Annotated in this window: 11 protein-coding genes and 1 pseudogene; 3 read left to right on the plus strand and 9 right to left on the minus strand. The window is 69.8% G+C overall.

Going from position 1 to position 12944, the window contains the following annotated elements:
- Positions 1-21 precede the first annotated feature (21 nt).
- On the minus strand, positions 22-174 hold the full coding sequence (locus tag ACWGH0_RS26005; protein WP_453406653.1) for a hypothetical protein: 153 nt from the start codon (positions 172-174) through the stop codon (positions 22-24).
- Between the two features lie 26 nt (positions 175-200).
- Complete coding sequence (locus tag ACWGH0_RS26010) at positions 201-1634, minus strand: FG-GAP-like repeat-containing protein (protein ID WP_453406654.1); 1434 nt, start codon at positions 1632-1634, stop codon at positions 201-203.
- 363 nt (positions 1635-1997) lie between these two features.
- On the opposite strand from ACWGH0_RS26010, the gene ACWGH0_RS26015 reads away from it, so the two are divergent.
- The gene (locus tag ACWGH0_RS26015) at positions 1998-4052 is read left to right on the plus strand and encodes a neutral/alkaline ceramidase (RefSeq protein ID WP_453406655.1); all 2055 of its coding nucleotides are present in this window, start codon (positions 1998-2000) and stop codon (positions 4050-4052) included.
- Between the two features lie 615 nt (positions 4053-4667).
- Here the strand turns inward: ACWGH0_RS26015 and ACWGH0_RS26020 are convergent.
- The 5 genes and pseudogenes from ACWGH0_RS26020 to ACWGH0_RS26040 all read right to left on the minus strand — a co-directional run bounded on the left by ACWGH0_RS26020 (position 4668) and on the right by ACWGH0_RS26040 (position 8319).
- On the minus strand, positions 4668-5264 hold the full coding sequence (locus ACWGH0_RS26020; RefSeq protein ID WP_453406656.1) for a hypothetical protein: 597 nt from the start codon (positions 5262-5264) through the stop codon (positions 4668-4670).
- 45 nt (positions 5265-5309) lie between these two features.
- Positions 5310-6161 (minus strand): annotated as a pseudogene (locus tag ACWGH0_RS26025) (IS5 family transposase).
- Between the two features lie 26 nt (positions 6162-6187).
- Complete coding sequence (locus tag ACWGH0_RS26030; RefSeq protein WP_453406657.1) at positions 6188-6658, minus strand: hypothetical protein; 471 nt, start codon at positions 6656-6658, stop codon at positions 6188-6190.
- A gap of 247 nt (positions 6659-6905) precedes the next feature.
- The gene (locus tag ACWGH0_RS26035) at positions 6906-7400 is read right to left on the minus strand and encodes a GNAT family N-acetyltransferase (protein WP_453406658.1); all 495 of its coding nucleotides are present in this window, start codon (positions 7398-7400) and stop codon (positions 6906-6908) included.
- A 322-nt stretch (positions 7401-7722) separates the two neighbouring features.
- A complete protein-coding gene (locus tag ACWGH0_RS26040; protein WP_453406659.1) occupies positions 7723-8319 on the minus strand; it encodes a TetR/AcrR family transcriptional regulator in 597 nt (198 codons plus the stop codon).
- Positions 8320-8406: 87 nt separating this feature from the next.
- Between ACWGH0_RS26040 and ACWGH0_RS26045 the strand changes: the two genes are divergently transcribed.
- The gene (locus tag ACWGH0_RS26045; RefSeq protein ID WP_453406660.1) at positions 8407-9270 is read left to right on the plus strand and encodes an NAD(P)H-binding protein; all 864 of its coding nucleotides are present in this window, start codon (positions 8407-8409) and stop codon (positions 9268-9270) included.
- A 301-nt stretch (positions 9271-9571) separates the two neighbouring features.
- Here ACWGH0_RS26045 and ACWGH0_RS26050 read toward each other — a convergent pair whose 3' ends face one another.
- The gene (locus tag ACWGH0_RS26050) at positions 9572-10384 is read right to left on the minus strand and encodes a hypothetical protein (RefSeq protein ID WP_453406661.1); all 813 of its coding nucleotides are present in this window, start codon (positions 10382-10384) and stop codon (positions 9572-9574) included.
- A gap of 378 nt (positions 10385-10762) precedes the next feature.
- On the minus strand, positions 10763-11602 hold the full coding sequence (locus tag ACWGH0_RS26055; RefSeq protein ID WP_453406662.1) for a hypothetical protein: 840 nt from the start codon (positions 11600-11602) through the stop codon (positions 10763-10765).
- A 356-nt stretch (positions 11603-11958) separates the two neighbouring features.
- On the opposite strand from ACWGH0_RS26055, the gene ACWGH0_RS26060 reads away from it, so the two are divergent.
- Complete coding sequence (locus ACWGH0_RS26060) at positions 11959-12561, plus strand: hypothetical protein (RefSeq protein WP_453406663.1); 603 nt, start codon at positions 11959-11961, stop codon at positions 12559-12561.
- The last annotated feature ends 383 nt before the right edge of the window (positions 12562-12944 follow it).

The following is a 12944-nucleotide window of genomic DNA, read 5'->3' on the forward strand; positions in this document are numbered from 1 at the left end:
GGGCACGCCGGTCGTGGACTGCTAGACGGCCTGCACGCCCGTGCCGGTCAGACCGGTGCGGGAGCCCTTGAGCAGCACCGCGCTCCCCGCGTCCGCGACCGCTTCGATGTCCTCGCCGGCGATGCCGACCGCGACCTCCGCATAGCCGTCGCCGTTGACGTCGCCCGCGCTCATCGAGGAGCCGAACTCGTCGTCCTGGGTCAGCCGCCGAGTGTGTGGCCGAACTTGGCGTCCGCCTCGGGAGCGCCGAGCTTCGCGGGGCTGAGTGTGCCGGCGCCCGTCGTGGTCAGGCCGCTCGCGGTGCCGTAGAGGTTCCACAGGGCGCCCGAGTCGGCGAAGGCACCGTCCTCGCCGGGGGCTGTTGCGGTCAGGTCCGCCTTGCCGTCTTTGTTCCGGTCGGCAAGGCTGACCTGGCGGCCGAAGTCGTCGCCCGACTCGGAGACGCCGGGAACACCCGCGGTGGACTGGTTGTAGGCGATCGCGCCCTTGCCGGTCATGCCGCCGGCGGCCTTGGACGCGCCCTTGAGCAGGATCACCGCGCCGGTACCGGTGGCGGCGTCGAGGCTCTCGCCGGGAACGCCGACCGCGACCTCCGCCTTGCCGTCGCCGTTGACGTCACCGGCGCTGAGGGACGCGCCGAAGGCGTCGTTCGTCTCGCTAGCCCCGGGAACCCCCGTGGTGGCCTGGGTGATGACCTTCTTGCCCGTGTTGGTCGGCCCGGTGGAGGTGCCGTACTGGATGGTGATGCTGCCCGGCCGGTGGTCGACGTCCTCGGTGAGGTGGCCGTTGTCGCGGGTGATCAGGTCGCCGTAGCCGTCGCCGTCGACATCGCCGACGGTGCCGCTGTACGCCGTGCCGAGGTACTTCGAGGTGTGGCTGACGCCGGTCCTCGAACCCTTCCAGAAGTGGGCCTCGTGCTGCATCTCCTCAAAGCCGTGCGTGGTGACGATGTCGTCGACGCCGTCGCCCGTCATGTCACCGGTGATGAAGGAGCGCAGGCCCGAGTTGCCGCTGTCGTCCGTGGTGATGCTGTCGCGGGTGCGCGTCTTGCCGTCCCGGGTGAAGGGCCCGTACTGGATCGTCATCCCGGAGTAGTTCGGGTCGTCGCTCGGGTCGGAGTTCACGACGAGGTCGCGCTTGCCGTCACCGTTGAAGTCACCGAGGGCGAACTCGGAGGGGTGGTACGGCAGAACGGTGTTCTGGCCGGACAGGCCGTCCTTGGAGCCCCAGAGCACCGTCGGTTGGCCCTCGTCGTTGCCGCCGCCAACCACGAGCAGGTCGGTGTAGGAGTCGCCGTCGAGGTCACCGGGGAGCGTCTGGGCACCGAAGGCGAAGCTGCCCTGGAGGTCGCCGGGCACGCCGGGCGTAGCCCGGCTGATCATCTGATGACGCGCCGCCCCCGGCCCGGAGGCAGTGCCGTACACGATGGAGATGTAACCGGCCTTCTCCACACCGCCGACCGTGGCGAAGGGCGCCGCGACCGCGAGGTCGGCGTGTCCGTCGTGGTCGAAGTCGGTCACCGGCGTACGGGGCGGCACCGGCGCGGCCGACGCCGTGTGCGAGGTGGCGAAGAACGCGAGGGGAGTCGCGAGCGCGGTGACGGCAATCGCGATGGTGAGAGTGCGGCGGGGCACTGAGCCTCCTGAACGGAACATGTGTGTGACGCAACAGGAGACCCATCACCTCGAGTGAAGGTTGTACACCGCAGGAACCGTGTTACGAGACGCGGACGTTTCATCGAGCACAGCGGCCGTTCACCTCCCGACTACCCAGACATGCGGCACTGCTGTGTCGTCGGACCTCTTGCGGCACCCGTGACGGACGGTGTACCAATGGCGACGCGGAACGTGAACACCGTTCATGTTCGCGCGGTCGTCAGGTCGCGGGATTCCCCTTACGAAGCGTCAGGTCCCCGGTAGGGCTGCGAGAGGGGCGGGTACTCCCGCACCGTGCTCAGCCCGTGTGCCGCCGGGCCGGCCGAGCCGGAGGAGCAGCAGATGTCCGCGGAACGTCCCGTTCACAACCGGCGCACGGTCCTGCGGGCGGGAGCCGTCACCGGCCTGGGGCTGGTGGGCACGCAGATGGCCGGCCGGGCCTCCGCCGTGCCCGCGGACGGGGCCGGCTACCTCGTCGGCCGGGGGCTCGCCGACGCCACCGGCGAGGTGGCGGAGGTCGGCATGATGGGCTACGGCCGGTTCGACCAGCAGGCCGCCGGGCTGCACACCCGTTTGCGGGCGCGTGCGTTCGTCGTGGCCGACAGGGCGAGCGGGCGGCGGGTGATGCTGATCGTCGCCGACTCGCCGATGATCTTCTCGAGCGTGCACCAGGCGGTGCTGCGGCGGCTCGCCGAGCGGTACGGCGGCCTGTACACCGAGCAGAACGTGCTGATCACCGCCACCCACACCCACGCCGGTCCGGGCGGCTACTCGCACCACCTGCTGTACAACACGACGACGTTCGGGTTCCACCGCAAGACCTTCGAGGCGGTGGCGGACGGCCTGTTCGAGGCCGCGCAGCGGGCCCACGACGATCTGGCACCGTCCGAATTGGTGCTCAGCCACAGCTCGTTGACCGGGGCGAGCGTCAACCGTTCCCCGGCGGCCTTCGCGCGCAACCCGAAGGCCGAACGCGACCACTTCCCGGACGCCGTCGACCCCCTCACCACCCTGCTGCGGGTGGAGCGGGCCGGGCGGGCGGTGGGCGCCGTGAACTGGTTCCCGGTGCACAGCACCAGCATGTCCGGGGACAGCCGGCTCATCAGCGCGGACAACAAGGGGTACGCGGCCTACCACTGGGAGCGCGAGGTGCACGACGTCGACTACCTGGCCGGCGGCTCCCCCGCGTTCGTGTCGGCGTTCGCCCAGACCAACAGCGGTGACATGTCGCCCAACCTCGACCTGAAGCCACCCACCACGCCGGAGGACTTCGAGCGCGCCCGCGCCAGCGGACTGCGTCAGTACCAGGCCGCCGCAGCCCAGTTGGAGCGGCCCGGCGTCCGGCTGTCCGGCCCGGTGGACTCCCGGCTGGTGTACGTCGACCTCTCCGACGTCACGGTGCGCCCCGAGTTCACCGGTGACGGACACACCCACCGCACCTCCAAGCCCTGCGTCGGCGCGTCCATGGCGGCCGGCAGCATGGAGGACGGTCCGGCCTTCCCCGGATTCCAGGAGGGCGAGAACCCCTTCTGGGACGCGATCTCCGACTCGATCGTGTACACGGTCTCGCCCGAGCTCGCACAGGCGCAGGCGCCCAAGGACGTCGTAGTGCCCCTGGGGGAGATGAACCGCGTCTACCCCTGGGTGCAGGAGCGGGTGCCCGTGATGCTGGTGAGGATCGGTCGGCTGTATCTCATCGGCATCCCGGGCGAGGTCACCATCTGCGCGGGCCTGCGGCTGCGCCGCACGGTCGCCGCCATCGTGGGGGCACCACTCGACGACGTGCTGGTCGCCGGGTACGCCAACGCGTACTTCCACTACGTGACCACTCCCGAAGAGTACGACGCCCAGCACTACGAGGGCGGGAGCACACTGTTCGGCCGCTGGCAGCTCCCAGCACTCCAGCAGACCGCGGCCGCACTGGCCACCTCACTGCGCGACGGCACCCACCTGTCCCCCGGCCCCGGGGCACCGGACCTGTCCGCCACAGTGCTCGCCCTGCAGCCCGGTGTCGTGCTCGACGCCCCGCCCATTTTTCGCAAGTTCGGGGACGTGCTGGTTCCTGCGCGGGAGACCTACCGGGCCGGTGAACGGGTCGAGGTCGTCTTCGCGGGTGCCCACCCGGGCAACGACCTGCACCGGGGCCACACATTTCTCAAGGTACAGCGCCAGGAGCCCGGCGGGGCCTGGTACACCGTGGCCGACGACGGCGACTGGGCGACCCGCTTCCACTGGAAACGCGACGGGCTCGCCGCCTCCCGGGTCACCGTCACCTGGGACATCCCGCCAGGCGCCGTCCCGGGCAGCCACCGCATCGTCTACCACGGCGACTCCAGGAGCATCACCGGCGCCATCACCCCGTTCACCGGCACATCACCCACCTTCACGGTGCGCTGACAAGCCCCGACGCACAGCGCGGCTTCGACTCCATCACAGGTCCCTGTCAGCGCAGCTCATTGTCCGGTGGCGCGGTCAGGCCGCAATGCCCCGGAAGCGGGTCGGCTTGTGCGACCAGGCAATCTTCCTTCTCCGGGACGCGTCGAAGCGGCAGCGAGCAGGGCCTGGATGCAGCCGCGCCGCATCCAGTGGCCGGTAACGCGTCGCCGCACGGCAGCACGGGCGACCGGATGCCGGTGCGCCACGTCTTCAGGATCACGTTGGCCTCCGCGGCCGTGGGCGCGTCGGCCGAGGCCGATGAGCCTACTGGCGGGCCTGCGCGGCGACCGCCGGCTCCTCGGCGGTCCGGGTGAGGCCTGCGGCACGGGCAGACAGCAGTGATGCGGCGGAGGCCAGGATGCCGACGCGCGGCCGGGCCGTCCGGCAGCGGCGGCTCGGCCCGGGGCGGCGGCCCGGGCTAGTGGCCCGGACGGGAACGGCGCGGACGCGAAGGGCACGGCAGCGGCCAGGGCCCAGGCCACCTGAACACGTCACGTACTACAGGCCCGGCCTGTCGGCAGTCGACCGGTTCCCCCATCGGCAACGTCCTCGCGATGGCATCCGCGAGAATGCACCTCACGGGTACGAGGTGTCCCAGACGCCCACCGGTGCGCCCATCGATTCTTGCAAGGACTCCAGGAGCGAGCTCAGTTGACGGCCCTCGGGCTCGTCGAGGAAAGCGGTCACAGCGGCGTACACGTCCACCGTCGCATTACCGTCGTACCCGCCGATGACGAAACGACCCAAGGTCGGCGACCCGGCGTCCTCATCGAGCACCCAGCTGCCGCCGACATCGCTGAACATGTACTCGGCGCAGTACACGGTCAGATACAGGTCGAAGGGCTTGTAACCGATCATCTCGAACGGAGTCAGGTCTCCACTGGAGCTGATCGTGCTCATGTGTGTGAGCCCGTGGCTCGGCGACTCCAGAAGCACCTCGGGCGGCTCCCACCGGGACAGCTCACCCAGCCGGACGACCAGGGCCCGACTCGCGTCAATCCATTCGGGCAGCAGCGCCCGGCGCCGTTCGAGCACGTCCGCCGCCGCACCCGGAGACAACGGAACGGGCAGCGGTTCCTTCGGATCGAACGGGTACCCCATGAATCCCCCAGATCTTCGAACGGCGCAGCCCGCATCATAATTGCTGCTCAAACCGTCGGACCAGCCGGTCATACACCGCCCGCTGGGCCGTTACGGGTGTAGGCAGTGTCGTTCGGATCACCGGGCGGACCATAGGAAGATGCCCGCGACGTGGAGTCCGGCCAGGTAGATGGTGGCGGTCTTCTCGTAGCGGGTGGTGATGCCGCGCCACTGCTTCAGGCGATTGATGCACCGATCGACGGTGTTGCGCTGCTTGTAGGTCTGGTCTAAGGCCGGTGGCCTGCCGCCGCGACTGCCCCACGTAGCCGGTGTGCGCGCTGGTCGGCGGGGACGGAGATCACTGCCCGGATGCCCCGCTTGCGCAGGTGCTCGCGGATCACGCGGGACGAGTACGCCTTGTCGGCCAAGACCAGGTCCGGCCTGGTACGTGGCGTCCTCGCCGACGGGGAACGCCCAGGCTGGTTATGACGCCGGTGAAGGCGGGCGCGTCACCGGCCTGCCCGGCGGTGAGGTGGAAAGCCAGTGGCCGGCAGCGGTCGTCGGCGGCAAGGTGGATCTTCGTGGGTCAGCCCGCCGTGGGACCAGCCGATGGCATGGTCGTCGGGTTCGCTGGCAGGGGCCCCCTTTTACGGACCCCGGCCGCGTGCGGGTGACCCCGCACGAGCGTGCAGTCCACCGAGACGGCCCAGTTGAGGTCCTCGTCCGGGTCGGCCTGAGCCTCCAGGGCGGTGGAAGCCCGCTCCCATGTGCCGTCGACGGCCCACATCCGAAGCCGGTCGTAGACACCTCGCCAGTTGCCGTACTTCTCCGGCAGGTGAACCCACTGCGTTCCGCACTGGAACTTGTAGGCAATCGCGTCGATCACCTCACGGTGGTCTCACCAGCGACCTCCCGCTTCGGAGTGCGATCTGGGAGTAAGGGATCAATCCGCGCCCACTGCGCAGCAGTCAACGGCCACACCCAGACCATCGACCAACTGATCCAAACGAAGCCACCTAGGCCTCAGGGTCGGCGGAAGTGCGTTTGTAGTGACATGTGTAGGGATAGGGGTCCCCGCCGTCCGCGTGGACAGTCCCGTTCATCCACAGCTTTCCGTGCTCCAGATAGAACGGTAGAAACTGATGGTCGTTGTGATTCCTGAAACGGAGTACAAGATAAGGCGTCAGGCCGGGGTCCTTGTTGACCCCATGCCATTTCCCGTCGCTTGAACGACGTGTCACCTGCGAACCCGGCACGGGGCCGTCCCACTGGACCGGAAAGTCCTTGCTGGAGAAGGTGTAGTCGTCGCGTAGGCGGACGATCGGCGATCCGCATTCCCCCTCCCCGTCCCACCGGCCGACCAATTCGCCATGAGTGACGGCCTTCGGAGTGGGGGCGGGTTTGGCTGTCCCGCAAGCGGACGGGGCGAATGCCATCACGGTGGCGGTCGCAAGGCTTGCGCCGATGCGAAATATGTCGAATTGCACGCTGTCTGCTTCCAGCCGTTGGATGACGCCCAGTATGCCGGTCGGTGATCCAAAGAGACGGCCTGGGGGCGGACGTGCTTGAAGACGGTGTTCCGCCAGGCGGGGGCCCTCGGGTTCCCCCAGGTCTGGGCGGTGATCCGCCCCGGGACACGGCTCGCAATGGCCGGCGCGGGCCCCGCGCGCCGCGGATCACACCGGACTTGGTGCTGCACACGAAGCTGGGAACACCGGCCCGGTCAGTACCCGTTCAAGGCGATGTCGCGCCGGCCGACCTTGCGTGCAGCTCGGCAACCACCTCGTCCCCCTCGGCAGCCGTCGTCGGCCGGAACCCCAAGGAGGCGTACAGGTCCCGGGCCGGCGTGTTGGTGGGGTGGTACGACAGGCGAACAACCCAGCAGTCCTCATGGGCCGCCAACCATGCTATGAGGGTGCGCGCCGCTGCACGGCCCACTCCCCTGCCCTGCTGGGTACCGTCGATCAGCATCCCGCCGATCCAGTACGAGCCGTCCTCGTCGCGACCCCACATGATGTGCCCCACCACCGTGTCGTCGGCGCAGACGGCAAGCGAGCGCCACACACCCTCGCGCATAGACAGCAGGAGGTAGCGAGCTGCCAGGGCGGGCACGTACCGGCGCTGGTCGTCCATGGGAGCGAGGTCCGCGACGGCGCGCCAGTTCTCGTCGTCCACCTCGTGCAGGGCGACGCGTCGCCCTGTTTTGTCCCGGAGTCCATGGCTGATCACCGGTGCAGGGTAGATCCCGGACGCTACCTCGCGCGAGCCGTTTACCGGGCGGACCGGGAGTCGAAAGGCGGCTTCGCGAAGGGCGCGAGACCGCCAGGAAGCAGGAGGCTGTCACCTGGCAACTCCCGCCTTCCCGGGTGAGTTGCTCGCACTGCTGCGGTCGCCGCACCGCTGGAGTTCTCGTGACCTCGACCGTCGCCGCCTCCAGTGATGACCAAAGGACGCCGACACGGATCGAAACAAGCGTGGAAGCGGCCTGACCGGGCCGGTGGCAGGACGTGCACCAGGCTGCGGAGGGTTCTTCGACCGAGGATGTCGCCTGCTACCGCAGTTGGTTGAATGCCTGGTCGGCGTCGGCTACGGCCTCGGGGTGAACGCCGTGGGCGGTTCGACCGTCGGCGATCTTCTGCCAGTTGGTCCGGGCGAGCACCCGTTGGACCGCGAGTACCTGGGCGGCTCGCAGGCGTGCCTGGATGCCTTCGCCGAGGGCGTCCGCCAGTGCCTCCTCGTCCTCGAGCTGGTACCGCGTGAGCCGTGCCGCCAGGCTCGGTGTGGTGAACACCAGCCGATGGAACGCCACCACCTCTGGGTGATCGTTGAGGCCGGTGACGGCGTCGTACCGATCGAGGCCGGCCCGGAAGTGTCGGTGCAGCGCCGTCACCGGGTCGATGCCGGACTTGCGGCCACGTACGACGCGTGCTGCCTCGCCCTGGTGGTCCGCGAACCGGTGCAGCACCAGGTCTTCTTTGCTGGGGAAGTAGCGGAAGAGGGTCGGCTTGGAGATTTCGGCCGCCGCGGCGATGTCGTTGACCGAGACGCGGTCGAAGCCGTGCTCCAGGAACAGTGAGATTGCCGCGTCGCCGATGGCGTCGCGCGTCCGCTCCTTCTTGCGGGCCCGCAGCCCCGTCGGCTCGCTCATCTGACCACCGTAACATTAGTGGCCGGGTTGCGTTTTTAACCGAGTAACGTTTTCATGAGCGGCGTGAACCAGAGAGACATTGCTCCCGTGCTTGTAACCGGGGCGACGGGCCGGATCGGCCGCGTCGTCGTCGACCAACTCCTTGACGCGGGCGTCGCGGTCCGCGCTCTCACCCATCGCTCCGAGGCGGCGGCGACGCTGCCGGCGAAGGTTGAGGTGTTCATCGGCGACCTCACTGTGCCCGAGTCGCTCAACCCGGCATTGAATGGCGCCGGTGCGGTCTTCCTCGTCTGGACCGCCCCGCCTCAGACCGCCGCGGCAGTCGTCGAGCGGCTGGCAGCCCACGTGCGGCGGGTCGCCTTCCTCTCCTCCCCGCACCAGACGCCACACCCCTTCTTCCAGCAGCCCAATCCCATGGCGGTGCTGCACGCCGACATCGAGCGGTTCATCGCGGCCACCGGACTCGAGTCGACGATCATCCGACCGGGGATGCTCGCGTCGAACTCGCTGGCCTGGTGGGCATCTGCGGTCCGGACCGACGAGGTCGTCCGGTGGCCTTACGGCGGTGCCGAGTCGGCTCCGGTTGACGACCGCGACGTCGCAGCCGTCGCGGCGCGGACGCTCTATCAGGACGGATACGCCGGAGGCGACTACGTCCTTACAGGCCCCGAATCGCTGACCCAGGCCGCGCAGGTGGGCGTCATCGGTGACGCCCTGGGGAAACGGATCGCATTCGAGGAGATGACGCCGGACGAGTTCCGAAGCCTGTCACAGGGCACGGCACCCAGCTGGGTCGTAGACATGCTGCTCGCCGCGTGGAGCGCGGCGGTCGGACAGCCCGCGTACATCACCACTGCGGTGGCCGACATCCTCGGTACGGCGCCGCGAACGTTTCGCCAGTGGGCCGCCGACCACGCCACCGCCTTCACCGAGGGGTCGCAGGGGTCGTAACTTCGTTGACCGCGATCTGCGCTTCTGGGCGCGGCCCCAGTCCGCTGTGGCACCGGCCGCCGCCTCCGGAATGTGCCTGGGGCGTGCGTGCGGGAGGTACAGCGGCCTGGGCTTCGGCGTACCGGCAGAGCGCGCAGCCTGCGGTCCAAGTGCGCGATGCCGATGGGAAACTTGATGCAAAGGGTGTGCACGTCGCCTGCAGGTGCCCTTCAAGCAGGCAGCGTGCCCCCAAGCTGGAACAGGTTGCCCATGGGATGCCTGTAGGCGCCGCACTGAGAGCTCGTGCATGGTTAGCCGTTGGTTAGCCGTCGAGGAGGAAGTCCACCGCCATCACGGCGTGGAGGACAGTCATGGCGCTGCAGCAGACGACCAGGACGGCGCCCGCGTAGGTGTTCACCAGGTGCGTGAGCGGCGACGCCGGCACCAGGACGTCCGCCGGGTCCTCCGGGGGGTGGGCCACGGTGATCGTGGGACCGGCCTCGCCGTGCAGGAAGCCGCGGTACGTCCCGGTCGCGTCCGGGTAGATGTACGCCCCGCGGGACATCGTGGCCCGGGTGGCGGTCACCATGACGCCGTACCAGTACAGCCAGCGTTCCCGCCGCGCGCGGATCACCCCGTACAGGCCCAGCCACAGGCCCAGCCAGGCAAAGCCGCCGAGAGGGACCGTGAGGAGCACCAGGTCCCACTTGCCCAGTGAGCCGGCCACCACGCAGAGGGCGACGAGCGCCAACAGGTGCCACAGCGTGCCCCGCAGGATCCGGCGGTGGAACCTCGTCCGCCAGGTGGGGGCGAGCGAGCGGGTCACGGCGAACGGGGCTCCGTCGACGTCGTCGCTGTCCGTCCGGTTCGCCAGGATCGCGTTGACCCCGTCGGCGAAGGTGGTGGCTGCCGCCTCGTCCACGTCGTCGATGCGGTGGACGCGCGGCGTCGCCCCGGCCTTCGCCCGCAGTTCGATCAGGACCGAGCGGCCCTCGGCGCGTATCCGGCCCAACCCGTCGGGGGTGAAGGTGACCTGCTCGCGCGGGAGGTCGAGGACCAGTCCGATGTCCTCGGCGGACAGGACGGCCCCGCCCCGGCCTCGGAGCACCGGGAGGGTGGAAATGGAGGTCGACATGGGCATGATCGTAGAGCGGGCTGCCGTCCCGGTCAGCCCCTCGGATCTCCGCTCGTCCGGCCCTTCCGGAGGAGGGGGCGGCGAGGGCCGCCGCGATGCCCGGCCGACGGGTCCGGCGCGGCTGCGTGGCACCGGGCGGGCGCTGGTCGTGACGAGTGCGGCGCTCTCGGGCGCCGGGTGTCGGGGAGGGCGGCGGTGACGGCCTGCGCGAAGGCGGGCGCCCCGCTCTCATCGACATCGGCTACCCGGTAGATCGTCGGCGCGCGTCCCGCCATGCGCCGGATCGAGAACCGGGGCCCTGGGAACATTTCCGTGACGGCCCCGGCACCGCCGTTCGATACTCCCCCATATTTAGGGGACTTCACCTGAACGAGCTCGCTAGCGCCCGAGCAGACGGTTCCAGAGGCTGGGCTTCTTCTCCTCCGCGGGGCGAGCGGGCCGGACTTCGAGCGACCAGTCGCCGTCCCCGTTGACGACCGCCAGGACCAGGGGCCCCTCGGGGAGCACCCGTGCGTCCTTCGGGCGCCGGCCCGTCTCGCTCGCCAGCGTGTCCGGGTATGGGGCCGGGGCGCCGGGGCGACGCGGCCTGTGGCCCTCGACGCGCAGCCACTCGGATCCCTCCGCCGAGCGCATCCGGGAGACCAGCTCGCCCGCGGGCCCGGTGTGGAGCAGGACGTCGGAGCCCTGCCCGGTGGCCCCCTCGCCGAGCGCGCGCACCGCGCTGAGGGGCCGTATCACGACCACCCACTCGTCCCGGCTGTCGCACTGGACGCGGAAGCGCAGGGGGTACAGGGTGTCGCACCACATCACCCGCCTGTCGAACCGGTGGGGCGGGAAGCTTCTGCCGAGGTGGACGGCCTCCTTGCCGTTCCAGTCGAGGGAGTCCATCCAGAAGATGCCCCTGCCCGTCCGGGCGACGTCGACCAGGACGTAACCGGGCGGAGGCGTTTCCTCCATGGCGAACTTGGCGTCGCCCCTGCCGACGTACACGATGTCCTCGAACTCCCCGCCGAGGATCCCCACGGCTGCGGCTGTCCCGGCGGACAGGGCCGTCCCGGCGGACGGAGCAGGCGATTGGGCGATCAGCCCCGCCCACTGTCCCCCGTCCGCGAGGTCGATCCGGCGCGGAGGCCGCGCGCGGTCCTTACCCCGCGCGCCGCATCCGGACCCGGCCGACGCGCCGTCCGAGGCGGAGCCCGCACCCCGGTGCGTACCCATGTCTGAACCCGAGCCTGGTCCCGCACCGGCGTTCGGCCCCGAGCCCGACCTCGAGCCCGAACCCGTGTCCGTCCCCGGGCCCGACAACTTGCCGACGACTCCGGCCGGGATTCCAGCGGCACCTGTCCGGCCTGCCCTGACTGTCCGGGGGCTGGCAGGTCCTCCCCCTTGCTGATCTGCGTCACGGCGTCATGCTGGCACGCGCCGCCCGGCCTGCCCAGGGCTTTCGACACACGCCCGAAGTTGACGTGCCCGCCGGCTCGCCAGCGCCGGTTCCGGTTCCGGTTTCACGCTTGTTGCCGAGCCGGGAAAATCCCGGTCGTTCGGTGCAGGGCGGGCCTGGCAAGGTATCTGTTATGAGCTCCGAGTCCGCGCATCCCGAGCCAGTCCGCCACCGTGACCATGGCGAGTGGCTCGCCCGGTTCACCAGCCGGATCCTCGTGGTGTGCCCGAGGTGCGGTGGCCAGGCGCTCGTCGTGCCCCTGCCCCGCCTCGCGGCGCGGAAGAACTTTGGTGAACTGCTCTTCCAGCCCCGCCGCCTCACCTGCGCCGGCTGCGGCGCGGTCGCCGAATGGACAGCCGCGCAGCGGGGTTCCGGCCTGGTCGGCGCGGTGCCCGGCGGTACCGAGGACCCCTTCTTCCGGCGACCGCTGTGGCTTCAGACCCGCTGTGCTGGACGGATCCTGTGGGCCTACGACGATGAGCACGTTGACGCCCTCGCTGCCTACGTCGGTGCCCGGCTGCGCGAGCGTCACGCTTCCCCTACGCGGGGGATGTTCGCCCGGCTGCCGGCTTGGATGAAGTCCGCGGGCAACCGGCACGAGGTGCTGGCGGGTCTGGCGACCCTCCGGGCCCTGACTCGGTGCTCGACCCCGGCCGACCGCTCCGACGCTGCCCACGAACGCGGCGACCGACCGCGCCACCACGGCAGCATGTTCTTCCGCGGCGGCCCCTACTAGGGCTCCTTCGAGCCTGGCCGCGCACCGGCATTCTGCGCCGTTAGGGCTGTTAGAGGCTTGAAGCCGCGTCCTTGGCGTACCGTCAGCGTTCCCGCTACGCGTGGGTGTGTGGGGTCTGGAGGAGAGTTACGGGGATTGGCTCCGCCGGTTGTGGACTGCGGCAGCCCGACAACACTGGCTTGAGCTTCAACTTGTTGCTGGGCCCCCGTCCCAGCGGAACCAGGCGCGCTCTTGATCGATGTGAGTGGGTGCTGCCGCTCAGGATCCGCCACTCGTCGTGCTGATCGGTCTGTCGGCGACGGCTGAAAAGTGGACCGGTAGCGGCGCTTGAAAGTTGACCCCCTCCACGGGTCTGGCTCGTTGGTCAGACCGGGAGGAGTGGT

The sequence above is a fragment of the Streptomyces sp. NPDC054887 genome, assembly GCF_053610585.1.

Excerpts from the sequence above, each read along its gene's own strand:
- ACWGH0_RS26020 (WP_453406656.1), bottom strand. The coding sequence starts at position 5,264 with ATGACCGGCTGGTCCGACGGTTTGAGCAGCAATTATGATGCGGGCTGC.
- ACWGH0_RS26055 (WP_453406662.1), bottom strand. The coding sequence starts at position 11,602 with ATGGGTACGCACCGGGGTGCGGGCTCCGCCTCGGACGGCGCGTCGGCC.
- ACWGH0_RS26005 (WP_453406653.1), bottom strand. The coding sequence starts at position 174 with ATGAGCGCGGGCGACGTCAACGGCGACGGCTATGCGGAGGTCGCGGTC.
- ACWGH0_RS26040 (WP_453406659.1), bottom strand. The coding sequence starts at position 8,319 with ATGAGCGAGCCGACGGGGCTGCGGGCCCGCAAGAAGGAGCGGACGCGC.
- ACWGH0_RS26015 (WP_453406655.1), top strand. The coding sequence starts at position 1,998 with ATGTCCGCGGAACGTCCCGTTCACAACCGGCGCACGGTCCTGCGGGCG.
- ACWGH0_RS26050 (WP_453406661.1), bottom strand. The coding sequence starts at position 10,384 with ATGTCGACCTCCATTTCCACCCTCCCGGTGCTCCGAGGCCGGGGCGGG.
- ACWGH0_RS26060 (WP_453406663.1), top strand. The coding sequence starts at position 11,959 with ATGAGCTCCGAGTCCGCGCATCCCGAGCCAGTCCGCCACCGTGACCAT.